Source organism: Rhodococcus sp. B50, assembly GCF_013602415.1.
Taxonomy (GTDB): Bacteria; Actinomycetota; Actinomycetes; order Mycobacteriales; family Mycobacteriaceae; genus Rhodococcus.
Window position 1 is genome coordinate 2,263,979 of sequence record NZ_WPAG02000002.1, and the last position, 24,332, is coordinate 2,288,310.

The window sequence follows — 24,332 nt, forward strand, 5'->3', positions numbered from 1 at the left end:
AGAGTCTGTCGAGAGGCGGAGGTGACGTGACGGACGACGGCAGACTCGACATGATCCACCGGTTGCGCGCGCTCACCGTGCAACTCGATCTGCTAGGCGCCGAATTCGCACAGAAACACGCGCTGCATCCCACCGATCTGCGAGCGCTGATCGGACTTCTCGACCGGGAACGGGCCGGGGAGATCGCGACACCCGGCTGGCTCGCCGAGCACCTGCGGCTCAACACCGCCTCGGTCACCGCACTCGTCGACAGGCTCGAACGGGCCGGTCACGTGCGGCGGGATCGCGACAGCGACGACCGGAGGCGCGTGATCCTGCGCGTAACCCCGGCGGCCGAGAAACTCGGATGGGATTTCTTCGGTCCGCTCTTCGCCCGGGCATCCGCCGCGCTCGAGTCCTTCTCCGAGCCGCAACTGGAGGTCGTGCGGGAATTTCTCGGCTCCATGACCGACGCCGTGGAGTCCGCGCGCTCCTCGGAGGACACCGAGGCCTGAGGCAGCACCGACCCGCATGGGAACCGCACTGCCCGACAGGGAGAATTTCTGTTAACTTCCATGCCCATCCACATACTTCGGGGGGATGGGAATGCAGATACGCTCTTGGGTCGCCGCGGCACTCGCGGTCGCCTTCACCGTGGTTGGGGCAGGAACGGCAGCCGCCGAGGAGCCCGTTCCTCCCCTACCCGTCGGAAAAACGTTCCTGGACGGGTTCGCTCACGAGTTCGGCGATCCGAACGGCAGCGCGCTCGGCACGAACGACTGGGACTGCGTCCCGTCGGAGGAACATCCGGATCCCGTCGTGCTCGTCCATGGCACGGTGCTCAACCGGCACAACAACTGGTCGTACCTCGGGCCCCTCCTCGCGAACGAGGGCTACTGCGTCTTCGCCCTCACTTACGGCAACCACGCCGACCTCCCCTGGCCGTTGAATTCCGTCGGCGGATTGCTGCCGATGGAGGACAGCGCACAGCAACTCTCGGGGTTCGTCGACGAGGTCCTCGCCGCGACCGGCGCGGAGAAGGTCGACCTCGTCGGACATTCGCAGGGCACCCTGATGCCCGTCTGGTACGTGAAGTTCCTCGGCGGCAACGAGAAGGTCGACGACTACATCTCGCTCGGGCCGGTCTACGAGGGCAGCCACGCCTTTCTGCTCGCGGCGTCGTTCGAGCTGTTCGAGCACGTCGGCGTGCGGCAGGATGTGGAGAATCTCGTCCACTTCCTCGGGTGCGGTGCATGCCCGCAGGTCCTCGCCGGATCGGACTGGATCCACATGATCCAGGAGGCCGGCATCTACGCCGACGAAGTGACGTACACGAACATCATGACCCGCTACGAGGAGATCGTCCTCCCGTACACCAGCGGCTACCGCGAAGCACCCAACGCGACGAACATCGTGCTGCAGGACCACTGCACGAACGACTTCGTCGAACATGCCAGCATCGTCAACGATCCGAACGCGGCGTGGTTCGTTCTCGAGGCGCTCGATCCGGGCTCGGCAGGGCCGCTCGAGTGCGTCTTCGTCCCGCCGATCCTCGGGTGGAGTCCCGATCCGACGATCAGCAATCCCGCTGTACAGGAGAGCGTCGCCGCCGGTCGGTCCGGCGCCTGAGCCGTTCGACCACCGTCACGCTGCGACACGGTGGCCGTTACGCGCAGTTCTGGGAGATGTCGGTCGGGGTGGCCCCACCGATCCGCGCGTCGTGGGCGGGCACGGACCGCAGGTTATCGACAGGGTGTCGTTATAATTCCTGAGGGCTCCCGGGTCTGCCACGACTTCTCAGAAAGGGTCACCGTGTACGTCATCACCAACCGCATCGACGTCCCCGCCGATACCACCGAGGCATTCGAAAAGGTCTTCGTCGAGAGCATGCGTTCGACGCTCGACGGAGTGCCGGGCCTCAACCGAACGACGTTGATGCGCCCCGCGGCCGACGGCCTCCCCTACGTGTCCACCATGGAATTCGACTCCAAGGACGACTTCCTGGCGTGGTTGCGTTCGGACTCGTTCAAGGCGTCGCACTCGGACGATCAGGCCCCGGGCATGCAGGCACCTTCCGCGGTGGAGCAGCACATGCTCATCGAGGACATCGTCTTCGAGAAGTAGCGCGATACTCGGCAAAACCTCGCCCGCCGAACCGTACTTCACCCCGCCTATAGCACGGGCGAAGTACGGTTCGGCGGGCAAACTGCTGTAGGGCACGGGTTCTCCACAACAGATGCATTCATTCACAGAATGCACCCGTGAGCTTTCTGCGGAACTGTGGCACTCGCGCGGGCTGCGACGATCACCTCATGAGCGATCCACCGATACTCACGACCGCGACACTGACGGCATCCGGGATGTCCGACAACGACATCCGCAGAGCAACCAGGGCCGGAGATCTCGTCCGCCTCGGACGCGGCATGTTCTTGCGCCGGTCGGACGTCGAGGAACTCGGCAAGGTCGGAGTGCACCGTGTCCGGGCACGCCATTTCGGTCGACAGCTCTCAGCGGGAACGGTCCTGAGCCACGTTTCTGCGGCGTCCCTTCATGGGCTGGACCTGTGGAGGGTCTCGCTCGAACACGTACATGTCTCCAGGCCACCGCACCGGCACGGGCGGATGACGTCGCAGATCCATGTGCACCCGACCGAACTCCGTGACGACGTCGTTCTCCTCGACGGCCTGCCGGTGACATCGGTCGCTCGGACGGTTGTCGACCTCGCCCGGACGTTGCCGAGAGATCAGGCCGTCGTCGTGGGTGACTCGGCTCTGCGGTTGTATCCGGACACCGCGGCGGATCTGCTCCGGGTGCTCGCCGGATCCGGACAGAGGCACGGTCTCGCGAAGGCCCGCGCCGCCGTTCCGTTCCTGGACGGTCGCAGTGAGAGTGCCGGAGAGTCGTTGTCTCGAATACGCATCGCAGAAGCCGGACTACCGCGGCCGATCCTTCAGCACGAGATCGTCGGCGGGAACGGGCGACGCTATCGCGTCGACTTCATGTGGGAGAACGGCGTCGTCGGAGAATTCGACGGGAGGATCAAGTATTCCGATCCACGGGACGTGTTCGACGAGAAGCTCCGTCAGGACGCGATCCGCGACGCAGGCTTCGAGGTGGTGCGCTGGACGTGGTCGGAGCTGGAACGGTTCGACGTCGTTGCAGAACGACTGCGACAGGCGGCACGTCGCGCGGCGAGGTTGACGCGGTGAACCGGGGCTCGCCCCGCGTGTTGCGGTGGCGAGCCCCGGTTCGGCGTGCAAACTACACCGCGACCGGCTGCTTCGCGGGGACGACGGCGGGTTCCGGCACCGTGATCGCAGGAACCGGACGTCGCACCAGCGCGACCGTCACGTAGGCGACCAGCGACACCAGGAATCCGATGAAGGTGGTCCAGCCGTCAACGGACGAGGTGACCAGCGAATTCGGGATGTACAGCAGGGTGTTGTCGACGCCGTAGATGGTCGGGGTGAGGACGAAGAAGCCGGCGCGCACCGTGATCCCGGCGATCGCCGCGGCAGCCACGGCGCGACCGTCGCCACGCGACCAGAACAGTCCGAGGATGAACGGGACGACGAGCGAGGCGAGCAGCAGGTCGAAGGTGAGGGTCAGCAGGATGCCGGTCTGCGGGACGCGCAGGGCGACGAGCGCGCCGAACGCCGCCATGGGCAGCATGAGCAGGCGCGTGGCCTTCATGACGTCCGAGGACATCGCCGCATTCTCGCCACCGACGCGGAAGACGTTGCGCACCAGCACCGTCGCCGTGGACAGCAGTACTCCGCTGATCGTGGTCAGCGAGGCCGTCACCAGACCGGAGAGCACCAGGATCGACAGCCACTGTGGCGTGTACTCGCCCAGCAGGACGTAGAGAATCGGCGCGTCGGCGGCGCTGTCACCGACGATCGACACCGCCGCGAGCGCGACGAACGAGAGCGGCACGCACAGCAGGAGAATGCCGGTCGCCGCGGAGAAGCAGGCGCGCTGGGCCGCGTGCGGCGACTTGGCGGAGAACACACGCTGCATCAGGTCGATCGCGACCAGGTTGCCGAGCCCGAGCGCGACGATCGTGGCCCAGTTGATCGCGGCGCCCTGCGCCGGATCGGTGAGCTGGCCGAGATCACCGATGCCGAGGCCGTCCCCGTGGGTGAAGCCGGGACCGAGAGCCACCCACGCGAGGAGGGAGACGATACCGACGGCCATGACGGCGAACTGGACCATGCCGGTGTAGACGCTGGCGAACATGCCGCCGGCCATCGTGTAGGCGAGCACGAACGGGATGATCACCAGTACCGCGGCGGTGTAGTTCAGGCCGAGGAAGTACTGCAGGAGGTAGGCGAGGGCGACGAGGTTGCCGGCGAGGAGGATGCCGAAGCTGCCCACGGTGAGGACGGAGGCGGTGATCTCGGTGCCGCGCCCGAAGCGGCGGGCGAAGAACTCCGGCAGGGTCACCACGCCGGTCGCCCGCAGACGCTTCGCGAAGAAGATTCCGACGAGCAGGACACTGAGCGCGACACCGAGCGGCATCGCGGCCCCGGCCCAGAAGCCGAATCCGGCGGCGAGGTCGGCGGAACCGAGGGTCGCGTTGGAATCGATGACCTGGGACATGAGCAGGACCGCCAACACGGGGGCACCGAGCGAGCGACCTGCGAGCAGGAAGTTCCCGGCCTGTCCGCGGACCTTGCGGGTGGAGTAGAAGCCGGCCCCGAGAAGTACGACGAGGCACACGGCGACACCGGTGATGATCATGGCAGCTCCGTATGGAGAGGGTCAGACGGCAGGAGCGCTGCGTTGGGCTTCGCGTCCGAGCGAATAGAGGGGACGTGCATTGTCGGGAAGAGCGATCTCGCCGGCGGCGAGGCGGTGACGGAGATAGGTGAAACTCTGCGCGGTCTGCGCGAACAGATGTTCGCCGGCAGTCACTCCGCTGTATCGCGGTCCGTCGGCTTCGACGAACCTCTCCAGCGGTTCGACCCGGGTGCCGTAGTCGACATTGAAGAACAGCGGGAACGAGTAACGCTCCTGGGCAACCTTACGCACTCGATGTGACGTCGCTGTAAACACTCCGTTGGTCCAGATCTCCAGCAGGTCACCGATATTCAGAACGAAGGCGTCGTCGCGGTAGGGGACGTCGATCCAGTCGCCGTCGGCGTTGACCACTTCGAGCCCCGGTGCGGTGGGCAGGAGCAGGGTGAACACCTCGTAGTCGGTGTGAGCGCCGATGCCGGGGCGGTCCGAAGCCGTGGGATCGAAGGGATAGTGGATCATGCGGAGCTGTGCCGGCGGCGTCGTCACGTACCGGTCGAACAGGTCGGCGGGTTCGCCGAGCGTTTCGGCGAATGCCCGCAGAAGTACACGCCCCAAGGCGAATACGGCCTCGTAGTACGCGCCGACCGGCTTCTCGAAGTCCGGCAGGTCGGGCCACTGGTTCGGGCCGAGGAGTGGGTTGCCTGCCAGGTACTCGGGATGATCGGCGGGGAGATCGATCGACAGGTCGAACGCTTCCTTGTGATCGGGAGTGGCACCGGCGAACACCTCCTCACCGGGCGGCACGTAGCCGCGGTGGTTCGAGGAATTCCCGATGTACACCGACATCTTCGCGTCTTCCGGCAGTGCGAAGAAGCGTTCCGCGGCATCATTCAATCCGCCGACGAGCGTGGGATCGACACCGTGGCCGACGATCTGTGCGAAGCCGACTTCCCGTGCGGCGCGCCCGAGTTCCGCCACGACTGCGTCCCGTCCGGTCTCGTCACCGGAGACCAATGCGTGCACATCGATGACGGGGATGCTTGTGAACGTCATGTAGTACTCCTCTGGGTCGGGTCGACGGAACACCACCGTCTCGTGGCGGGCGTTCCGTCGAATGCCGTGTCGCGGATGCGGATCTCGTCGCCGATGGTCGGGTCGAGCGCATCTCCGACACGGTACGGAAGGGTCGACGCGGTGATGATCCACCGACTGTCGCGCACGTGCCCGACGGAGATCTCGCAGTCGACCAGTGCACGAGCCTCGGACAGCGTTGCCACCCCGTGGATCTGCTCGATGAGGGGCTCGGACCCGATCGTACGATCGCGCCCGCGTGCGAACGCGAAGGTGTCCCCCACGCGCACGAGCACTGCGGTTGTTCCGGTGTCGGGGTCCTCGAGCAGATGCTCCTCGACGTCCGGCGAGACGTCCACGATGCTCCAGTGTTCCGTGTAGTCCTCGAACACACCGTGTTCGACGAGCGTATCGGCATCGAGGACCGCGAGGCTGCCGGCGTCGGGCGTCGGCCCGAGCGGGTGGAACGACACGACGCGCTCCCACTCGACGTGGTCACCGCGGTCGAGCAACCGGCCCGCGAATCCGTCCTGCGTCGCGAGTGCCACGAGATCGTCGATGCCCATGTCCGTGAGGGTCGGTGCCGTGATCGTGGGCAGCGACGCAGGTCGCCTCAGGTCGCAGTACAGCCGCTCGCCCTGCAGCCAGGTGACGCGGGTGGTGGTGTCCGGTTCGGCGTCCGGCCGAGCCAACAGGGTTCGTTCGAACCGGGTTCCCGTCACGCGGACACGTTCGGCGACCGTCATGCGCCGTTCGCCTTCCAGCGTGCGCGCTCCTGGCCGAAGGCGACGGACTGCGTCGCCTGGAAGTCGGCGATCGACGTCGCATTGTCGGCGAGGAACTTCCGGTGATCGGCCAGCGAGAAGGTGCCGTCGGTGATCTCCACTCCCCCACCGCGACCCGCAGCGAGATCCGCTCGCAGGTCGAGCAGTTCGTCGGGGTCGACGGGGTACCACGAGATGCGGTCGAAGAAGCGCAGCAGCCAGGGGGTGCCGTCCTCGAACGGGCCGGCCGACTGCGGGTGCCGGTGGTTCCACACCTGCGTGGTGCGGCCGACGAACTGGTAACCGCCGGGGCCCTCCATGCCGTAGATGCACAGGTAGGCACCACCGATGCCCACGGCGTTCTCAGGGGTCCAGGTACGGGCCGGGTTGTACTTGGTGGTGACGAGGCGGTGCCGCGGATCGAGCGGCGTCGCGACCGGCGCGCCGAGGTAGACGTCGCCGAGTCCGAGGACCATGTAGTCGGCGGCGAAGACCGTGTCGAACACGTCGGCGACGGTGCCGAGGCCGTTCATGCGGCGGATGAACTCGATGTTCCACGGGCACCACGGGGCGTCGGAACGCACGCCGTGCACGTAGCGCTGGATCGCCTCGCGGGTCGCCGGATCGTCCCAGGACAGCGGGAGTCGCACCTGACGGCTCGGAACCTCGAGTTCGTCGCTGTCGCCGATAGTGTCCTCGACCTCGCCGAGCAGACTCAGCAGACCCGGCACGGGCAGGACGTCCGGATCGACCTTGACCTGCAACGACCGGATGCCCGGTGTGAGTTCGAGCAGACCCGTGGGACGCTCCGCTTCGAGGCGCTGGTGCAGCGCGTGCACGCGGGCCCGCAGCGCCAGATCGAGGGTCATATCGCCGTATTCGACGAGGACGTTGTCGTCGCCGCTGCGCCGGTAGGTGACGGCGGTGTGGCCGTCGCGGCGGGCCAGGACGCCGTCGTCTCCGTCGCCACCACCCGAGACGACGAGCGACAGTCCGGCACGGCGGCCGGGGCCGAGTTCGCGACGGGACGCACTGTGCTGCGAGCGCACAGGAACGAAGCGGACGGTGTTGCCGGGGGCGAGTTGGCCGAGTTTCCAGCGGTCGGCGGCCACGACGGTCACCGGGCACACGAACCCGCCCAGACTGGGTCCGTCGGGACCGAGCAGGATCGGGGTGTCGCCGGTGAAGTCGAGTGCGCCGACGGAGTAGGCGTTGTCGTGGATGTTCGACGGGTGCAGACCCGCTTCGCCGCCGTCGGTGCGCGCCCATTCGGGCTTGGGGCCGATGAGCCGCACGCCCGTGCGGTCGGAGTTGAAGTGCACCTCGTAGTCGGTGGCATAGAGGGTGTCGATGTCGGCGCGGGTGAAGAATTCCGGTGCGCCGTGCGGTCCTTCGGTGACCGCGATCTCCCAGTGCGTGCTCAGTGCGGGCACGTGCTCGGACGGGACCGGCACGCTGACGGCGGAGGCGTTCTCCCCGACGACGAGGACGTCACCCTCGCGCAGCGTGCGACCTTCGTGGCCACCGAACGTTCCGAGGGTGAAGGTGGATGCGCTGCCGAGGAATTCGGGGACGTCGAGGCCGCCGCGGACGAGAATGTAGACGCGCAGTCCGGGGCCGGGGACGGCTCCGATGTCGAGCAGACCGCCGGCGGGAATGGTGACGGGTCGCCACTGCGGAACGGCGACTCCGTCGACGCGCACGGTGACAGGTGCACCCGTCACACACACCTCGGTCTCCTCCGTGAACCGCAGAGCGGGGCCGGCCATCGTGGTCTCGAGGCCCGGCGCGCCCTCGTCGTTGCCGAGGGCGGCGTTGCCGAGGCGGAACGACAGGTCGTCCATCGGACCGGAGGGCGGCACACCGATCTGCCAGTATCCGGTGCGTCCGGGATAGTCCTGGACGGTGGTGAGCATTCCGGGACGTTCGACGGCGATCTTGGTGGTCATGGCTACCTCATTCCCCGCGAGTGACGATCATGCGGACCGGCGTGGGGTCGAAGCCGTTGCACGGATTGTTGATCTGGGGGCAGTTCGAGACGAGGACGAGCACGTCGCGCTCGGCGCGGATCGCGAGTCGCTTGCCGGGAGCAGACAGGCCGTCGACGATGCCGAGGGTGCCGTCGGCCTCGACCGGCACATTCATGAAGAAATTGATGTTGGAGACCAGGTCGCGCTTGCCGAGTCCCCACTTGGCGCCTTCGATGAGGAAGTTCTCGACGCAGGCGTGCTGGTGCTTGGTGTGGTGGCCGTAGCGGAGGGTGTTGGACTCCTGCGAGCAGGCTCCGCCGACGGTGTCGTGGTTGCCCACTTCGTCGGCGACGAGCGTCATCAGCGGCACACCGTCGGCGTCGCGCAGGACCGATCCGGTGGACAGGAAGAGGTTCTGCTGGGCCGCGACGGTGGCGGCGGCGCTGTAGCGGCGGGTGTGGTCGGCGGCGTCGTAGACGAGGGTGTCGACGGCCTGGTTGCCGTGCAGGTCGATGATGGTGAGGACGTCGCCCGCGGCGACGACAGCGGACCACGGGCCGCGGAGTCCGACGATCTCGTCGAGGACGACGTCGCCGGGGACGAGAGCGAGTTCTGCGGTGTCTGCGGTGATGGTCATCGGCGGATCTCCGTTTCGGACGTGGCGGCGGCCCAGGCGTCGTCGGTGTTGAGCACGGCGCGCTGGTACTCGGGGTCGGTGTTCGGCAGCGAGTTCAGTTCTCCGGGTGCTCGCCAGGCGAGGACTTCGAGGCTGCCGGTGATGAACTCGGAGTTCGGGTCGAGCGGATGTGCGGTGTTGGCGATCAATGCGATGACCGGCAGGTGGATCAGCAGGTCGACAGCGGCACCGGGGCCGGCGTTGCCGGTACTGACGAGGCCTCCGTCCTCCTCGACGCGGACACCGTGGAAGAAGGACAGCGAGGGCGGCAGGTCGCGCGGTTGCAGGTCGTGTTTGGCGGCGGCAACCGTGAACAGTTCGCGACCGGCAGGGGAACTCGAATGTAGCGATCCCTCACCGTATTTCGCGGTGTTCCCTGTGAGGTGCGTCGTGCCGCACAGCGCGTCGTGACGACCGGACGTGTCGGCGACGATCGTGGCGAGGACGCGACCCTGATCGGAGAGCAGGGGGTGCCCGACACCGAGATAGGCCTGCCACGGGACCTTCACCGTGTCGGCGACGTTGAGTCGCTCGTGCGGGGCGTCGGCACGGAACAGCAGGATGTGGGCGCAGGCCGTGCCGTGGACGTCCCGCAGGCGAAGCCGGGTGCCGCGGGCGAGGACCTTGCTGGTGTAGCGGCCACCGGGAACGGTCTCGGCCCAGGTCATCGACGCCGCGCGACCACTGGGCGGAGCCGGCCACGAGGATGCCGGGACGATCGGCATCGCGTCGGTGACGGTTCCTGCCTGCGCTCGGGCATGGGCACGAGCAGCGTGCGTGGTGGCGGTCGCGAGGGTCTCGGTCATGGCGCTCCGATCGGCGGTCCGGGGAAACTGTCGATCGACAGTTTTCCGATCGCGCATCTTCGGGGAATGTCCACGGCGTAACGAGTCCGTGACGTGTGTTTCATCCGTGTGACGAAATCTTCACGAGCGAAGACCGTCGTGCTGCACCGACTTTCGTCGTGTCAGAGTGGAGAGGTGACCCATGCAGGACCAGGACGTCCCCGCCTTCACGCGCCGCGCCGACCCGGACCGACCGCGCGTGCCGAGATCCTCGACGCCGCAGCAGAACTGTTCACCACCCGCGGGTTCTCCCCCACCTCGACACGGTCGATCGCCGAGGCCGTCGGGATCCGGCAGGCGTCGCTGTACAACCACTTCGCGACGAAGAACGACATCCTCGTCGCCTTGCTCGAAGACACCGTCGAACCGACCCTGGACTTCGACGACGACCTCGACGACACACTGCCGCCCGAGGTGCGCCTGTGCGCACTCGCCTGGTTCGACACTGCCCAATTGTCCGCCGGCAGATGGAATCTCGGCGCCCTGTACCACCTTCCGGAGATTCGCACCGAGCCGTTCGATCGTTTCCGGGACGAGCGCCGGCAATTGATGGAGCGTTACCGGTCTCTCGCGGCGCGGATCGTCGGCGACGGCGATCCCCGCACCCACCTGCCGTTCCGGATCGTCGAATCGGTCATCGGGATCCGCGCCGACAACGGCGATATCGACGCCGGACTACCCGAAGCGCTGGCGACGGCGTCGCTGACCGTTCTCGGGATCAGCGACGTTGCGGCAGTGACGAGCGCTGCTCGGGCACTCGTGGTGGGGGTTCCCGACGGTCTCCTGGGATCGATGAATCCACCGTCTCCGCCACACTCGTGAAGCGCAGTGCGGGTTCGTCCACCGGATCGCGGCGCAGGCGTTTACGGTCGAGATAATAGTTCTGCTCCATCGACCACGGGCCGTCCGCTCCGGAGGTGGGGAACACATCGGCCGATCGCCGCAGATAGTTCGAGGTGAGGTCCCAGAACGGTCCTCCGCCGACGGTCGGGTCGTCGCAGACCGGGGTGACGACGTCGTAACCGCGGCTGTCCATGTGGTCGAGCAGCCGGCACAGGTAGTGGCCGGTGAGGTCGACCTTCAGCGTCCACGAGTAGTTGGCGTAGCCGAACGCGAAAACGAAGTTGGGTATGCCGGTGAGCATCGACGCCTTGTAGGTGATGCACTCGTGCCAGTCGACGGGAACGCCGTCGACGTCGAGTGCGACCCGACCGAACGGCACCATGTTGAGGCCGGTCGCGGTGACGATGATGTCGGCCTCGAGTTCGCGACCGGACTCGAGGGCGATCCCCGTCGGCGTGAACCGGACGATCCGGTCGGTGACCACCGATGCATCTCCGTCGGCGATCGCATGGAAGAGATCGCTGTCGGTCGCGACGCACAGGCGTTGGTCCCACGGGTCGTAGGACGGGTTGAAGTGCACGTCGACGGGATAGTCGTCGGGCAGCACGCTCGTCATCCTGTGACGCAGAAGCCGGCGGAAGACGTTCGGTGCCCGCCGGCTCGTCCGGTACATCTCATGCAGCAGACGGATACTCAGGGAGCGGATCACGCGGTCGGCCGCCGGTGTCGGGAGTGCACGTCGCAGTGCGTTGGCGACCTTGTTCTCCTTCGGCCACCCCAGGACGTAGGACGGAGAGCGCTGCAGCATCGTCACGTGCTCGGCGACACCGGCCAGCCCCGGGATGAGCGTCACTGCGGTGGCACCGCTGCCGATGACGACGACCCGTTTCCCGGAACAGTCGAGATCCTCGGGCCAGTGCTGGGGGTGGACGATCGTGCCGCGGAAGTCGTCGCTGCCGTCGAACTCGGGGCTGTACCCCTCGTCGTAGTCGTAGTAACCGGTCGCGGAAAAGAAGAACCTGCAGGTCACCGAAAACGTGGTGTCGTCACTCACGCGTAGCAGGGTGACCGTCCACCTTCCGGTCTCGGACGAGAACGACGCGTCGACGACGCGGTGCCCGAAATGCAGGTACGGGGCGAGTCTGTGTTCGTCCACCGTCTCGTGCAGGTAACCGAGGATCTCGCTGCCCCCGGCGTACGCGTGCTTCTTCCGCCACGGCTTGAACTCGTACCCGAGGGTGTGCAGATCGGAATCGGATCGAACGCCCGGATATCGGAACAGATCCCACGTGCCGCCGAGCGCGTCGCGCGCCTCGACGATCGCGAAGGTCGTCGAAGGTCGTTTCGTCTTCAGGTGGTAGGCCGTGCCGATACCGGAGATACCGGCGCCGACGATCAGGACATCCACCTCGGCGGGCACGCTCCCGCCGGGTTCGATTCCGGTCATGTTCGTTCGGCTCCGTCCCTCGGCGGGTGCGTTCGATCGGCGGTTCTACACGTGTCGATCACTCACGCGGAAGGTCGCCCGGCGTGCGGTCGGCGCCCTCGAGCACATTCACCTCGTGCTTGTCGCTGCCCGGGCCCACGTGGGCCTCGGCGCGCATCCGCTCGACCATGTCGGGATAGTGCAGCTCGAAGGCCGGACGCTCCGACCTGATCCGCGGCAACTCGTAGAAGTTGTGCCGCGGCGGCGGACAGGTCGTCGCCCACTCGAGCGAGTTGCCGTAACCCCACGGGTCGTCGACCGTGACGACCTGGCCGTAGCGGTAGCTCTTGAAGACGTTCCACACGAACGGCAACGTCGACGCCCCCACGATGAAGGCACCGATGGTGGAGATCGTGTTCAGCGTGGTGAACCCGTCGGACGGCAGATAGTCGGCGTAGCGACGCGGCATGCCCTCGTTACCGAGCCAGTGCTGCACCAGGAAGGTGGTGTGGAAGCCGATGAAGGTCAGCCAGAAGTGCCAACGACCCAGGCGTTCGTCCATCAACCTGCCGGTCATCTTCGGGAACCAGAAGTAGATGCCGGCGTAGGTCGCGAACACGATGGTGCCGAAGAGCACGTAGTGGAAGTGCGCCACCACGAAGTACGAGTCGTGCAGGTGGAAGTCGAGCGGCGGGCTCGCGAGGATGACACCGGTCAGACCACCGAAGAGGAAGGTGACGATGAAGCCGACGGCGAAGAGCATCGGTGTCTCGAAGGTGATCTGGCCCTTCCACATCGTGCCGATCCAGTTGAAGAACTTCACACCGGTCGGCACGGCGATCAGGAAGGTCATGAACGAGAAGTAGGGCAGCAGCACCGCGCCGGTGGCGTACATGTGGTGCGCCCACACCGCGATCGACAACGCCGCGATCGCGATGGTCGCGTAGACCAGGCCGCTGTATCCGAAGATCGGCTTGCGGGAGAAGACCGGGAAGATCTCCGAGACGATGCCGAAGAACGGCAGCGCGACGACGTACACCTCGGGGTGACCGAAGAACCAGAACAAATGTTGGTAGAGGAGCACGCCGCCGGTGGCGGGATCGTAGATGTTGCCACCGATCACGCGGTCGACGAAAGCCCCCATGAACGCCGCGGCGAGGAGGGGGAAGACGAGGAGTACGAGGATCATCGTGATGAAGATGTTCCACGTGAAGATGGGCATCCGGAACATGGTCATGCCCGGTGCGCGCATACAGACCACGGTGGTGATCATGTTGACGCCACCGAGGATGGTGCCCAGACCCATCACCGCCAGACCCAGGAACCACAGGTTTCCACCGATACCGGGGGCATGGATCTCGTCGGCGAGCGGCATGTAGGACGTCCAACCGAAGTCGGCGGCACCGCCCGGGGTGATGAATCCGAACGCCACGGTGAGCGCGCCGAAGAGGAACAGCCAGTAGCTGAAGGCGTTCAGTCGCGGGAAGGCGACGTCGGGAGCGCCGATCTGCAGCGGCAGGATGTAGTTCGCGAAACCGAAGACGACCGGCGTCGCGTACATCAGCAGCATGATGCCGCCGTGGTTGGTGAACAGCTGGTTGTACTGCTCGTTGGACAGGAACTGCAAACCGGGCACCGCGAGCTCCGCGCGCATCAGCAGGGCGAGCAGACCACCGAACAGGAAGAACGCGAACGAGGTGAAGATGTACATCAGCCCGAGCGTCTTCGGGTCCGTGGTGGTGATCAGGTCATGGATGACCGCCCCCTTGGACTTCGCTCGCGGCGGATAGGGCCGCGTGGGCTTGACGGGAGCGACAACCGCGTTCATCGGGCCTCCTCGAGCCGCCGTGCGGCGGCAACGGTGCGGCGCGGACGGGATCGACGCGCGCGACGATCACCACCCGCGATGCTGCAGGTGCACCCAGAGTATGCGTTCCGTCACACCCACGCACCGGGTTCGCGGACCGAATTGCGACTCGACATCGACATGGGAAAAGACCATCGGAATCCCTCGTGTACACGGAAGGGAACGTGTTCTACATTGTGACCGTCGTCACTGCCGGTGCGTGCTGGACCGCACCGGCGCCACAGCGTCGAAGGGACACCATGTCGGCACCTACCACCGCGATCATCGGCGCCGGTATCAGCGGCGTGACGGCCGGAAAGATGATGTGCGACTACGGGGTGCCGTACACCTGCTTCGAGAGTTCCGACCGGGTGGGCGGGAACTGGGCATTCGGCAATCCCAACGGCCACAGCAGCGCGTACCGCTCGCTGCACATCGACACGTCGAAGCATCAGCTGTCGTTCAAGGACTACCCGATGCCGGAGTCCTATCCCGACTTCCCGCACCACACCCAGATCAAGGAGTACCTCGACGGCTACACCGACGCCTTCGGCCTCCGGGAGAACATCGAGTTCCGCAACGGTGTCCGGCACGCGCGCCGCCGCCCCGAGGGTGGTTGGGAACTCGACCTCGAGGACGGGAGCACGCGCGAGTTCGAGTTCCTCGTCGTCGCGAACGGTCACCACTGGGATCCCCGGGTGCCCGAGTTTCCTGGGCACTTCGCCGGTGAATCGCTCCACTCCCACCACTACATCGATCCCCGCACCCCGATCGATTTCGCGGGCAAGCGCATCCTCGTGGTGGGGCTCGGGAACAGCGCGGCCGACATCGCCGTGGAACTGTCGTCGAAGGCGCTGCAGACCGAGGTGACGCTGTCGACGCGGTCGAGCGCGTGGATCGTCCCGAAGTACATCGCGGGCCGCCCGGCCGACAAGTTCTACCGCACCGTCCCTTACATACCGATGGCGTGGCAACGGAAGGTCGCGCAGTGGGGGCAGCCCCTGTTGTCGGGACGTCCCGAGCGGTACGGGCTGCCCACTCCGAACCACAAGTTCTTCGAGGCGCACCCCACCCAGTCGGTCGAACTGCCGCTCCGCCTCGGATCGGGCGACATCGTGCCGAAACCCGACATCGAGCGGCTCGACGATCACCGGATCCACTTCGTGGACGGGACGTCGGCCGAGTTCGACGTCGTCATCTACGCGACCGGCTACAACATCACCTTCCCGTTCTTCGATCCGGCGTTCATCAGCGCTCCCGACAACCACATCGCGCTCTATAAACGGATCTTCGCGCCGGGGGTCCCCGACCTCGCGTTCGCCGGGTTCGCGCAGGCCACCCCCACGTTGTTCCCGTTCGTCGAATGCCAGGCACGGCTCATCGCGGCCTTTGCGATCGGCCGCTACGCACTGCCCTCCGAGGACGAGATGCGCCGCGTCATCGTCGAGGATCAGCGCAAGTTCACCGGGCACATGCTCGACCGGCCCCGGCACACGCAGCAGCTCGACTATTTCGCCTACGAGTTCGACATCCGGACGCGCGAGCTGCCCGCCGGCATCGCCCGCGCCGGCCAGGCATCGAAGGAGGCGGCATCATGCCCCCGCGTCCCATGACCTTCCGATCGGACAGCGAGACCGTCCACGCCTGGCATTTCACGCCCGGCTCCGACGTGTTCGACAGCGACGACGGCGTGCCCGTCGTGATCATGGCCCACGGACTGGGCGGGACGAAGGACTCCGGACTCGCCCCGTTCGCCGAGCGTCTCGCCGCAGCAGGCATGCACGTGCTCGCGTTCGACTACCGAGGATTCGGTGAGTCCGGAGGCACCGACCGTCAGCGGGTCGATGTCGCGGGGCAGATCGCCGACTACCGCGCCGCTCTGGAGACGGCGCGTCGACTCGACGGGACCGACCCCCGTCGCGCCGTGCTGTGGGGAGTGTCGTTGTCGGGCGGGCACGTCCTGTCCGTCGCGGCACAGGACCGGGACGTCGCGGCCGTCGTGTCCCTGACCCCGCTCGTCGACGGACCGGCCGCGGGTGTCCTCGCCGCACGACACCACGCGCCCTCCACGCTGGTCCGTTCGACGGCAGCAGGCATCCGCAGCCGCGTCGGGTCGGTCGCGCGACGCTCGTCCACCACCATCCCGATCGTGGGGCCACCCGGCACGGTCGCCGCCCTGTCTCTGGACGGCTACCACGAGGATTATCTGTCCCTGGCCGGCCCGACCTGGCGCAACGAGATCGACGCCGACGTCGTGCTGTCGCTCGGCACCTACCGTCCCACGCGACACGCGTCGTCCGTCGCGTGCCCCGTCCTCGTGCAGATCGCGGACTTCGATCGCAGCGCACCGCCGCATGCCGCGGCACGGGCGGCCTTCCGCGCTCGCGCGGAGGTGCGTCACTATCCGTGCGACCACTTCGACGTCTGGCCCGGCAAGGACTGGTTCGACCGGGCCGTACAGCATCAGATCCACTTCCTGACCCGACATCTCGCTGCGCCGTAGCCCCCGAGGGATCCTTATCCGGTTCCCGTCCCTTCGCACATTCGAGGCAGACATGGCAGACACCGTCCAGCAGGCCCTACGCGAACTGCTCGAGAACGACACCGCAGCCGTCGTCCACGACACCGGTACGTGGACGTGGCGCGAGCACCTGCAGGAGGCGTCCGCTCAGGCGTCGGCACTGCTGTCGCTGATGGAGCGCGACCGGCCGGTCCACGTGGGCGCGCTCCTCGGCAACACTCCCGCCTTCCTCCACGCGATCGCCGGAGCGGGGCTGGCGGGCTTTCCGCTCGTCGGCATCAACAACACGCGTCGCGGTGAGGGACTGGCACGCGACATCGTGCGGGCCGACTGCCAGATCCTGCTGACGGACGCCGAACATGCCCCACTGCTCGACGGCCTGGACCTCGGCGGGGTCACCGTCTTCGACGTCGCGAGCCCCGAGTGGCGGGCACTCGTCGACGGCGCCGGCCCGCTGGAGCCGTACCGCGAGGTGGGACCGACCGATCCGTTCATGTTGATCTTCACATCGGGTACGAGCGGCGACCCGAAGCCGGTGTTGCTCGCCCACATGATGGTGCTGTTCTCGGGCGGCACTCTCGTCCCTCGGTTCTCGATCACGAGCGACGACGTGGTCTACCTGTCGATGCCGTTGTTCCACTCCAACGCGATCCTCGCCGGGTGGTGCGTGTCGCTGTGCAGCGGCGCCGCGATGGCACCGGCGACGTTCTCCGCCTCGCACTTCGTCGACGACGTGCGCCGCTACGGTGCGACCTACATGAACTACGTCGGCAAACCCCTCGCGTACATCCTCGCGACCGTCGAGCAGCCCGACGACGCCGACAACCCGCTGCGGGTGGCGTTCGGCAACGAGGCAACCGACCGGGACATCGAGGAGTTCGGCCGGCGCTTCGGCTGCACCGTCTGGGACGGTTTCGGGTCGACCGAGGCCGCAGTGATCATCACCCGCGACGAGGGCACCCCACCCGGATCGATCGGGCGGGGACTGCCGGGCGTGGACGTCTACGATCCGGAGACCGTCACCCCCTGTGCCCACGCGGAATTCGACGACGACGGCGCGCTGATCAACGCCGACGAGGCCGTCGGTCAGCTCGTGAACACGCAAGGTGCCGGGTTCTTCACCGGCTACTACAACGACGAGGCCGCCACGAACGAATGTCTGCGGAACGGCATGTTCTGGTCCGGCGATCTCGCCTACAAGGACGCGGACGGGTGGATCTACCTCGCCGGTCGCACCGCCGACTGGATGCGGGTGGACGGTGAGAATCTCGCCGCCGCTCCCATCGAACGTATCCTGCAGCGGCTTCCGCAACTGAGCCGCGTCGCCGTATACGGCGTGCCCGACGAGCACGTGGGCGACCAGATCATGAGCGCCATGGTTCTGCGCGACGAGACATCGCTCACCCCTGTGGAGTTCGAGAAGTTCCTCGCGCAACAGGCGGATCTCTCCCCGAAGGCGTGGCCGAGGTACGTGCGGATCGCGGCGGATCTGCCCACCACCGCCACCAACAAGATCCTCAAGCGCGCACTCGAGACGGAAGGCCCCACAGCCGGTGACGGTGTGCTGTGGGTGCGCAAGAACGAGAGGTACGTCGCGGTCTCAACCGGTCGCGACACTGCCGGAGAGGAGCGCGAAACCGTCTCCGGCGCGGAAGGTTTCGCGTTCCGATGACCGTTTCGCGCTCCGACATCTCAGCGCTCGTCGAAGCCGGGCAGCCGGGACGGCTGCTCCACCACGGAGTACTCGCTCGCGTCGCCCTGGACGACCCGGCTGCGCGTTCCGTCGACGCCGACGGGGATGTCGCCGGCGAGGGTGATGCGCTGCAACCGGCGGGCGTGGTCGCCGAAATCGGCGATGCCGTAGTGCTGCGTGGCGCGGTTGTCCCAGATCGCGACGTCGCCGTCCTCCCACGCCCATCGGAAGGTGTTCTCCAGCTTCGTGATCCGGCTCTGAAGGAGCTGGAACAGCGCCGCAGTCTCCGACGACTTGAGGCCGACGAATTCCTTCACGAAGTGACCGAGCAGCAGGGTGCGCTCACCCGTCTCCGGATGGACCCGCACGACCGGGTGGATCGTCTCGTAGGTGTTGCGGCGAAACTCGTCCTGGTAGAGCCGACGTTCTGCGGTCAGGGCCGGATCCGAGCTGCCCGCGTCGAGCTTCTCGGCATAGTCGTAGAGGTTGGTGTGCAGGGCCCACAGGTTGTCGACGAGCGCCTTCAACGCGTCCGGCAACTGCTCGTAGGCGGCGGTCGTGGACGCCCACGTCGTCGCACCGCCGTACGGCGGCAGCGTCACCGCACGCAGGATCGACGCCTTCGGAATGCGGTCGACGAAGCTGACATCGGTGTGCCAGCTGTTGGCGGCACCCTCGATGGGCAACAGCCGCTTGCCTTTCGAGTGGACGGTGGGGTGCGACTGGGTCTGCGTGCCGAGCAGACCCGCGAAGGCCCACTGCTCCTCGTCGTCGAGATGATGCTGGCCGCGGAAGACGATCGCTTTGTGCACGGCGAGCGCATAGCGGATCGCCTCGACAGTCTCGGGCGACAACGACCCGGACAAGCGCACCCCGTCGATGCGAGCACCGATGCGCTCCCCCAGCCTGGTGACCGCGATCCCTCCGGCGGCATAGACGGATTCGGCGGTGGTCGTATCGCGATCGAGTTCGGTGATGGTCATGCGATCTCCCCTTCGATGATCTGAACCGGGCATTGTTGACTGCGCCCGTTCAGTTCACCGCCATCCGTCGTCCGAGTCGACGGTTGTGGTCACCGAGATCGAAACGAACCGCTCCCGGAAGCACGCAATCTCACCTGAGGACCTCGCTCCGCCAGAAGGCGTCGCCGTCGGGCCTCGTCTCGTGGTCGTCGAAGAAGGCGACGAGCGCCCGGGCCGCTGCCGTGGCATCGGGGAAGCGGCGTCCCTCCATCGGTCCGCGGATGACCTCGAGCGTCCCGGAGACCGGATCGACGCGCCCCTGCACGCGGTATCCCCCGATATCGGCCACGACCGCGAGCCGCCCGTCGTCGGCGTCGGGTTCCGCGACCGTCGGTGCGGCCGGACGTTCCACGCGGGCGGTCGCGGCAGGCACGGGCGCCGGGCCGCGCCCGGGATCCTTGATCTTCGCGAGACCGAGCAGATCCCAGTGATCGTGACCGTGAACAACGTTGCTGCGCTGGATCGGGTGGCTGCCGGTGGGTGTCCGGCCGGGGCGATCGGCGAGCCAGAGGGCGACCTCCTCCTCGATTCCCGCTTCGATGTCGTCCGCGTCCACCACGTAGAACTCCGGTGTCGAGGGTGCGAGATCGACGAACACCCAGTGCGACACACCTGCGCCGTCGGTGGCGGGAACTCCGTCGCGACGTCGCGCGAGCCACGGATCGCTCGCCGTCGAACACACCCGCACCACTCGTTCGGAGCCGTCCGCCCCGCGTACGCGGACGTCCCGCTGCCCGGAAATCGGCTCGGCCCGGCCGCCGCGCGCCAGCACTTCGGCAACGAAGGCCGTGACTCCCTGTCGAACGATGTCCCCCATGTCGGCTCCTCTTCTCGGTGCGTACATCGGCCGGTCGAGTGGGATCTGCGACTCGATGCACCCACGTCCTGCGGTCTCTGTCGAGACCGGAGGTCTCGAGCGACCATACGTGGCTACGAGCAGAAGAAGAACCGACTGTGACCTATCACCGGAACGCATCACCTTTCGTGGTGAGCGCCTTGACCCGTTCGACGACGCGGTCCTGCAGTTTGGACGGGGTGCGCCAGCGCATCGCGAGCTTGTCGTAGTCCATGGCGTGCTCGGCGATGATGTCCTTGAGCTGCTCGACTCCGAGGGACGACAGTCTCTCCCGCAGAGTCGCCTCTCCGCTCTCGCGGTACACCGCGAACGGATCGAATGCGCCGGGTGCACGCCGGCTGCGACGTGCGGGCGTCCTGGCCACAGTAGGAGGAGCAGCAGCGACGGGAGGAGCAGCACGGCCGGGAACGGTCGTGCGGACCGGCGCGTCCGCGGTCACCGAGAGCGCGGTTGCCAGCGCCTTCGCGAAGCGCGGCGTACGTGCCGCCTCGTCGGCGATCACCTGCACGAGGGCGACGAGTGCGCCGGCAGTTCCTGGGGCTGCCTCGTCGAGGCGGAACAGCGCCGAACTCGCCTCGCCGATACGCACCCGCAGACGCGCCTGTGCCATGTCGGTGTCGGTACCGGAATTCGTCACAGGTACACCTGCGCATTCATCATGATCGTCTCGGTGAGGATCCGCAGCGCGTCGTACTGGCCGGTGTTGCCGTACTTGCGCTTGAGCGTGCCGTAGGGCACGTACTCGGCGGACGCCGCGATCTGGTTGGCTTCGGGCACCCAGGCGGGAACGACGTTCGCGATCCGGTCGTCGCGCTGGAGTTGTTCGATGATGGCGCGGTGCAGATTCGATGCACTGCGATATTTCGTGATGACGAGACCGATCTCGCGCACCGGATGGCGGGTCCGTTCCGCGAATTCCCGAATCTTCGTCTGCAGCGGCGGGATTCCGTAGGTCGAGAGGATGTCGGGGATCGTGGGGATCAGATACCCGTCGGCGAGACGCAATCCGTTGAGGGTGAGGATGCCGAGATTCGGCGGGCAGTCGACGAGAATGTAATCGTATCGGTCGGCGATGGGCCGCACGGCCGAGAGGAGGACCTCGACCGGACGATGCGAGCCGGGATCGGCGTACTGCTGGTGGGTGAGGCCTTCCTGGATGTCCATGAGGTCCAGGGACGACGCGAGCAGGTCGAGATCACGCACCGTACGCACGGGCGAGACACCACGCTGGACAGCCTTCTCGATGTCGAACTCGTCGGCATCGGGGTCGATCGCCTTCCGGAAGAGCGTCGCGAGAGTCCTCCCGAGTTCGTTCAGTTCCTGCCAACGCTCCTCCCCCACCATCATCGTGGTGAGGTTGGTCTGCGGGTCGAGGTCGATCAGGAGGACTCGCTGCCCGAACTCCGCCGCCATGAACTCGCCGAGTGCGGCCGTCGTCGTGGTCTTGCCGACGCCACCTTTCAGGTTGATCGTCGCGATTACCCGTGCCACCCCACACCTCTTCGGGAAAGAAATTCTTCACTCGTTGTTGCGAGCAAAACTACCCGAGGACCGACATACGGGGCAGCCGGGTGGCGGGCTACCGGATCAGCGCCCTCTGGACTCGACGGCGAGGCGCGGAATACCGGCGAGCTCATCGGGTGTGACACTCGAGTCGGAGGTCGCGAAGCCGCTCAGGTACAGCGGCGGCTCGCGGTCGGCGACCGCGCGCACGATCTGCTCCTGCGAGACGAAGACGATCAACCCTTCGGCATCGGACCCCGGCAGGCTGCGCCAGGTCACGCCCGGCGTGTGCATCATCCGGTTGAGCTCGCTCATCAGCACCGGCACCCGGAAGTAGTACATCCGGTCCCACGACTCGATGCCCGCAGCGGCCGTGATCTCCCCGAGCGTGCGGGCCTGTCCCGAGACGAGGACCGATTCGAACTCCGCCTCGAGCCTCGGGTCGTCGACGACCGACACACTCGTCGACCCGGAACATCCCGAGACACCCAGCGCCACAGCGACAGCCAGCGCAAAACCTGTACGCACGAACCGCGACGCCACCGCGCCCCCCTTGTGGATCGACCCCCGACCGGACGCGAGGAAGCTACCACCGGTTCGGACAAATGCACCAGTGAGGCCGGTCACGTCTCCCGAGTTCGGGTATCCACTCCGAATCGCAGCCGAATCGGTGTGATCGGTGACAGCGACTCCGGGTCACTCCTTCGCCGTGAGCTCCGCGATGTCCGTCCACAAAGCACTGCGGAGCGCGACCATCGGCTCGGCCGCCGCACCGAGCTGGTCGCCCACGAAATCGGTGTTCTCCGCTGACAACTCGCGCACACCCGACCTGCCGATCAGATCGTCGATCCGCTCGTCGAGATTCGCGGTGCGCTGCGCGATGCGAGCGAGGTGCAGGTGGTCCTCGGCCCGCGTGAGGAGGTCTCCGATGCGCGCAAGGGCTGTGACGCGCGCGAGGATCTGATCCCATACCGGTTCGAGCGCGGCCACCCGCGATTCGAGTCCGGAACGCGCCTCCGGCGCCGATCGGATGGCAGCCTTCAGCTCGTCGAGCAGATCGCGCAGAGCGACGGTGTCCACCGCGATCTGGGTGAGCTCCTCGGCGAGATCGAGCTGGGCTCGTTGAACCTCGAAATATCCCGAACGCCACGCCGCCGACGCCTCGATGCGGTCGTACAGGGACCCGGCGAGGAACAGCAGGGTGTCGTAGCGGTCGACGAAGCGATCGTCACCGGTGGGCATCTCCTGCCCGAGCCGTTCGGCCACGCGGCGTCCGGCCTCGGCCAGCGGAGTGCGCTCGGACCAGCGGCTCACGCGGTCGACGGCGACACCGAGCACCATTCCCCGCGCCTGCTCCACCGGCGCGACCGGCACGGGCGCGGGAGTGCGTTGCAGCGCGGCGAACAGCGCTTCGCGCTGCTCGATCTCGAGGTGCAGTCCGTCGCGCCGATCGCGGCGGACGGCGCGGACCCCCTGGGCGTAATGCAACGGCGAGTACACGACAGCCTGATGCGCCGACCGGATGCGCTTGCCGAGCTCGTTGGCCCGGTACTCGAGCGCGAGTCGCGCGGCACCGGGCCGCTGACCGGCGATGCGCGCGCGGATGCGTGCGTGGTCGTCGGAGAGAAGGCGCAGCTCACCGAAGCCGTCGAGCGCCGGCAGCCGGCGTCCGGCTCCCCGGCGGTTCGCCAGTACCGCGCGTGCGGAGTCGTCGAGGTAGCCGGCGGCCAGCGCGACAGCTGCGGCATCCGACAGCGGCGCGTGCCGGCCCTCGATGCTGCTGCTCTCGCACCATCGACGGACCTGCCCGGCGATTCGGGTGCGCCGGTCCACCGGCGAGCTGTCGTGTCCGGGCGCGTCGTCGCGGTCCGGGACGTGGGGTCGATCGGGCACGGATCCTCCTCGCGGGCTCGTCCGCCGTACACGCTCCCGCGGCTCGGCCGTAGGCGCGCACTGTCCACTGTTCCAGATTCCGCGAGCACTCGGAGGAATGCCCGGAACCGGCCCGGATCCCGGACCGTCCGCGCTCACCGTTCGGGGCATCGACACGCGCGTCCCGGTTCGGTTGTGACCTTCGCGTTTTCGCGCGTCGTGACGGATGTCACAGGACTGCCGGGCGGGCTCGGCGCGATTCGCCCGATTCTGGGTCGGGGCCGGTTCCGGGTGCGCGAAAATCGGTGCGTACCAGCGGAAACGGGGGGTCATCCGAGGTGGGCCGTGAAGGGCCCCGAAAGTTACCGATGGGTGTTACTGCGCAGTACCTGGCGCGCCCACCTCCGCCGCGCCCCCTTTCGCAGCCCGTGCCCGTCCGAAAGTTCCTGTGCCCGAATGCCGGTGAGGGGAGAAGGTCGATGAGCAACGACGAACCCCTCCGTCCGGGAGCAAAACGTGACAAACCCTCATGTTTCCTCCATGCTGTTATCCGAACGGAGCCTTCGCCCTGGGGGACGTGACCGCTACAACCGGCGGCCGTAGCTGCGGAGACCTGTTCGAAACGGTCCTTCGGACACCGCGGATGTTGCCCGCTGGATCGACGACGAACACGCATGCCCATGCCAACCACGAGGAGCCGAC

22 protein-coding genes are annotated in these 24,332 nt (G+C 66.9%); 8 read left to right on the top strand and 14 right to left on the bottom strand.

Going from position 1 to position 24,332, the window contains the following annotated elements:
• The first annotated feature begins 26 nt into the window (after positions 1 to 26).
• From GON09_RS10640 to GON09_RS10655, 4 genes are all read left to right on the top strand, one after another.
• On the top strand, positions 27 to 494 hold the full coding sequence (locus GON09_RS10640; protein WP_213931767.1) for a MarR family winged helix-turn-helix transcriptional regulator: 468 nt from the start codon (positions 27 to 29) through the stop codon (positions 492 to 494).
• A 91-nt stretch (positions 495 to 585) separates the two neighbouring features.
• Positions 586 to 1,608 (top strand): esterase/lipase family protein, encoded by a 1,023-nt coding sequence (locus tag GON09_RS10645; RefSeq protein WP_307854352.1) that lies wholly within the window; start codon positions 586 to 588, stop codon positions 1,606 to 1,608.
• Between the two features lie 183 nt (positions 1,609 to 1,791).
• The gene (locus GON09_RS10650; RefSeq protein WP_213931769.1) at positions 1,792 to 2,103 is read left to right on the top strand and encodes an antibiotic biosynthesis monooxygenase family protein; all 312 of its coding nucleotides are present in this window, start codon (positions 1,792 to 1,794) and stop codon (positions 2,101 to 2,103) included.
• A 188-nt stretch (positions 2,104 to 2,291) separates the two neighbouring features.
• Complete coding sequence (locus tag GON09_RS10655; protein ID WP_213931770.1) at positions 2,292 to 3,188, top strand: type IV toxin-antitoxin system AbiEi family antitoxin domain-containing protein; 897 nt, start codon at positions 2,292 to 2,294, stop codon at positions 3,186 to 3,188.
• A gap of 52 nt (positions 3,189 to 3,240) precedes the next feature.
• Here GON09_RS10655 and GON09_RS10660 read toward each other — a convergent pair whose 3' ends face one another.
• The 6 genes from GON09_RS10660 to GON09_RS10685 are packed head-to-tail and all read right to left on the bottom strand — an operon-like array spanning position 3,241 to position 10,009.
• A complete protein-coding gene (locus GON09_RS10660) occupies positions 3,241 to 4,722 on the bottom strand; it encodes a sodium:solute symporter family protein (RefSeq protein WP_213931771.1) in 1,482 nt (493 codons plus the stop codon).
• Positions 4,723 to 4,743: 21 nt separating this feature from the next.
• Positions 4,744 to 5,775 (bottom strand): isopenicillin N synthase family dioxygenase, encoded by a 1,032-nt coding sequence (locus tag GON09_RS10665; RefSeq protein WP_213931772.1) that lies wholly within the window; start codon positions 5,773 to 5,775, stop codon positions 4,744 to 4,746.
• A complete protein-coding gene (locus GON09_RS10670; RefSeq protein ID WP_213931773.1) occupies positions 5,772 to 6,539 on the bottom strand; it encodes a hypothetical protein in 768 nt (255 codons plus the stop codon). Before GON09_RS10670 ends, GON09_RS10665 begins: the two co-directional genes overlap by 4 nt.
• A complete protein-coding gene (locus GON09_RS10675; RefSeq protein WP_213931774.1) occupies positions 6,536 to 8,506 on the bottom strand; it encodes a 5-oxoprolinase/urea amidolyase family protein in 1,971 nt (656 codons plus the stop codon). Before GON09_RS10675 ends, GON09_RS10670 begins: the two co-directional genes overlap by 4 nt.
• Before the next feature lie 7 nt (positions 8,507 to 8,513).
• On the bottom strand, positions 8,514 to 9,164 hold the full coding sequence (locus tag GON09_RS10680; RefSeq protein ID WP_213931775.1) for an urea amidolyase associated protein UAAP2: 651 nt from the start codon (positions 9,162 to 9,164) through the stop codon (positions 8,514 to 8,516).
• Entirely contained in the window at positions 9,161 to 10,009 is an 849-nt protein-coding gene (locus GON09_RS10685; protein ID WP_213931776.1) for an urea amidolyase associated protein UAAP1, read from the bottom strand. Before GON09_RS10685 ends, GON09_RS10680 begins: the two co-directional genes overlap by 4 nt.
• 174 nt (positions 10,010 to 10,183) lie before the next feature.
• Here GON09_RS10685 and GON09_RS10690 point away from each other — a divergent pair, with 174 nt between their 5' ends.
• On the top strand, positions 10,184 to 10,870 hold the full coding sequence (locus tag GON09_RS10690; protein ID WP_213931777.1) for a TetR/AcrR family transcriptional regulator: 687 nt from the start codon (positions 10,184 to 10,186) through the stop codon (positions 10,868 to 10,870).
• Here GON09_RS10690 and GON09_RS10695 read toward each other — a convergent pair.
• Both GON09_RS10695 and ctaD read right to left on the bottom strand, forming a co-directional pair.
• Positions 10,767 to 12,338, bottom strand: coding sequence for a flavin-containing monooxygenase (locus tag GON09_RS10695; protein ID WP_213931778.1), 1,572 nt, complete (start codon positions 12,336 to 12,338; stop codon positions 10,767 to 10,769). The two genes, GON09_RS10690 and GON09_RS10695, sit on opposite strands and share 104 nt — an antisense overlap.
• 58 nt (positions 12,339 to 12,396) lie before the next feature.
• Positions 12,397 to 14,145, bottom strand: coding sequence for an aa3-type cytochrome oxidase subunit I (ctaD, locus tag GON09_RS10700; protein ID WP_213931779.1), 1,749 nt, complete (start codon positions 14,143 to 14,145; stop codon positions 12,397 to 12,399).
• A gap of 278 nt (positions 14,146 to 14,423) precedes the next feature.
• On the opposite strand from ctaD, the gene GON09_RS10705 reads away from it, so the two are divergent.
• From GON09_RS10705 to fadD1, 3 genes are read left to right on the top strand one after another with little or no spacing between them, the layout of a single operon-like run.
• Positions 14,424 to 15,776 (top strand): flavin-containing monooxygenase, encoded by a 1,353-nt coding sequence (locus GON09_RS10705; protein ID WP_213931780.1) that lies wholly within the window; start codon positions 14,424 to 14,426, stop codon positions 15,774 to 15,776.
• Positions 15,758 to 16,666: an alpha/beta hydrolase gene (locus tag GON09_RS10710; protein ID WP_213931781.1), complete on the top strand. Its 909-nt coding sequence runs from the start codon at positions 15,758 to 15,760 to the stop codon at positions 16,664 to 16,666. The genes GON09_RS10705 and GON09_RS10710 overlap by 19 nt, the downstream gene beginning before the upstream one ends.
• A 52-nt stretch (positions 16,667 to 16,718) precedes the next feature.
• Positions 16,719 to 18,356, top strand: a complete 1,638-nt coding sequence (gene fadD1 / locus GON09_RS10715; RefSeq protein ID WP_244865482.1) for a fatty-acid--CoA ligase FadD1 — start codon at positions 16,719 to 16,721, stop codon at positions 18,354 to 18,356.
• Positions 18,357 to 18,376: 20 nt separating this feature from the next.
• On the opposite strand, the gene GON09_RS10720 is transcribed toward fadD1, so the two are convergent.
• The 6 genes from GON09_RS10720 to GON09_RS10745 all read right to left on the bottom strand — a co-directional run bounded on the left by GON09_RS10720 (position 18,377) and on the right by GON09_RS10745 (position 23,651).
• Positions 18,377 to 19,360 carry a TauD/TfdA dioxygenase family protein gene (locus GON09_RS10720; protein ID WP_244865483.1) on the bottom strand — a complete coding sequence of 328 codons (984 nt, stop codon included), beginning with the start codon at positions 19,358 to 19,360 and terminating at the stop codon, positions 18,377 to 18,379.
• A 130-nt stretch (positions 19,361 to 19,490) separates the two neighbouring features.
• Complete coding sequence (locus tag GON09_RS10725; RefSeq protein ID WP_213931782.1) at positions 19,491 to 20,216, bottom strand: hypothetical protein; 726 nt, start codon at positions 20,214 to 20,216, stop codon at positions 19,491 to 19,493.
• A 145-nt stretch (positions 20,217 to 20,361) separates the two neighbouring features.
• Positions 20,362 to 20,892, bottom strand: coding sequence for a hypothetical protein (locus GON09_RS10730; protein WP_213931783.1), 531 nt, complete (start codon positions 20,890 to 20,892; stop codon positions 20,362 to 20,364).
• Positions 20,889 to 21,746: a ParA family protein gene (locus GON09_RS10735; protein ID WP_213931784.1), complete on the bottom strand. Its 858-nt coding sequence runs from the start codon at positions 21,744 to 21,746 to the stop codon at positions 20,889 to 20,891. Before GON09_RS10735 ends, GON09_RS10730 begins: the two co-directional genes overlap by 4 nt.
• 96 nt (positions 21,747 to 21,842) lie before the next feature.
• Positions 21,843 to 22,301 carry a hypothetical protein gene (locus GON09_RS10740; RefSeq protein ID WP_307854353.1) on the bottom strand — a complete coding sequence of 153 codons (459 nt, stop codon included), beginning with the start codon at positions 22,299 to 22,301 and terminating at the stop codon, positions 21,843 to 21,845.
• A 153-nt stretch (positions 22,302 to 22,454) separates the two neighbouring features.
• Entirely contained in the window at positions 22,455 to 23,651 is a 1,197-nt protein-coding gene (locus tag GON09_RS10745; protein WP_213931785.1) for a hypothetical protein, read from the bottom strand.
• Positions 23,652 to 24,332 lie beyond the last annotated feature (681 nt).

Bases quoted from the DNA above. Each gene is read 5' to 3' on its own strand.
- GON09_RS10705 (WP_213931780.1), top strand. From the start codon at position 14,424: ATGTCGGCACCTACCACCGCGATCATCGGCGCCGGTATCAGCGGCGTG.
- GON09_RS10655 (WP_213931770.1), top strand. From the start codon at position 2,292: ATGAGCGATCCACCGATACTCACGACCGCGACACTGACGGCATCCGGG.
- GON09_RS10710 (WP_213931781.1), top strand. From the start codon at position 15,758: ATGCCCCCGCGTCCCATGACCTTCCGATCGGACAGCGAGACCGTCCAC.
- fadD1 (WP_244865482.1), top strand. From the start codon at position 16,719: ATGGCAGACACCGTCCAGCAGGCCCTACGCGAACTGCTCGAGAACGAC.
- GON09_RS10670 (WP_213931773.1), bottom strand. From the start codon at position 6,539: ATGACGGTCGCCGAACGTGTCCGCGTGACGGGAACCCGGTTCGAACGA.
- GON09_RS10665 (WP_213931772.1), bottom strand. From the start codon at position 5,775: ATGACGTTCACAAGCATCCCCGTCATCGATGTGCACGCATTGGTCTCC.
- GON09_RS10645 (WP_307854352.1), top strand. From the start codon at position 586: ATGCAGATACGCTCTTGGGTCGCCGCGGCACTCGCGGTCGCCTTCACC.
- GON09_RS10695 (WP_213931778.1), bottom strand. From the start codon at position 12,338: ATGACCGGAATCGAACCCGGCGGGAGCGTGCCCGCCGAGGTGGATGTC.
- GON09_RS10725 (WP_213931782.1), bottom strand. From the start codon at position 20,216: ATGGGGGACATCGTTCGACAGGGAGTCACGGCCTTCGTTGCCGAAGTG.
- GON09_RS10660 (WP_213931771.1), bottom strand. From the start codon at position 4,722: ATGATCATCACCGGTGTCGCCGTGTGCCTCGTCGTACTTCTCGGGGCC.
- GON09_RS10675 (WP_213931774.1), bottom strand. From the start codon at position 8,506: ATGACCACCAAGATCGCCGTCGAACGTCCCGGAATGCTCACCACCGTC.
- ctaD (WP_213931779.1), bottom strand. From the start codon at position 14,145: ATGAACGCGGTTGTCGCTCCCGTCAAGCCCACGCGGCCCTATCCGCCG.
- GON09_RS10720 (WP_244865483.1), bottom strand. From the start codon at position 19,360: ATGACCATCACCGAACTCGATCGCGATACGACCACCGCCGAATCCGTC.
- GON09_RS10685 (WP_213931776.1), bottom strand. From the start codon at position 10,009: ATGACCGAGACCCTCGCGACCGCCACCACGCACGCTGCTCGTGCCCAT.
- GON09_RS10680 (WP_213931775.1), bottom strand. From the start codon at position 9,164: ATGACCATCACCGCAGACACCGCAGAACTCGCTCTCGTCCCCGGCGAC.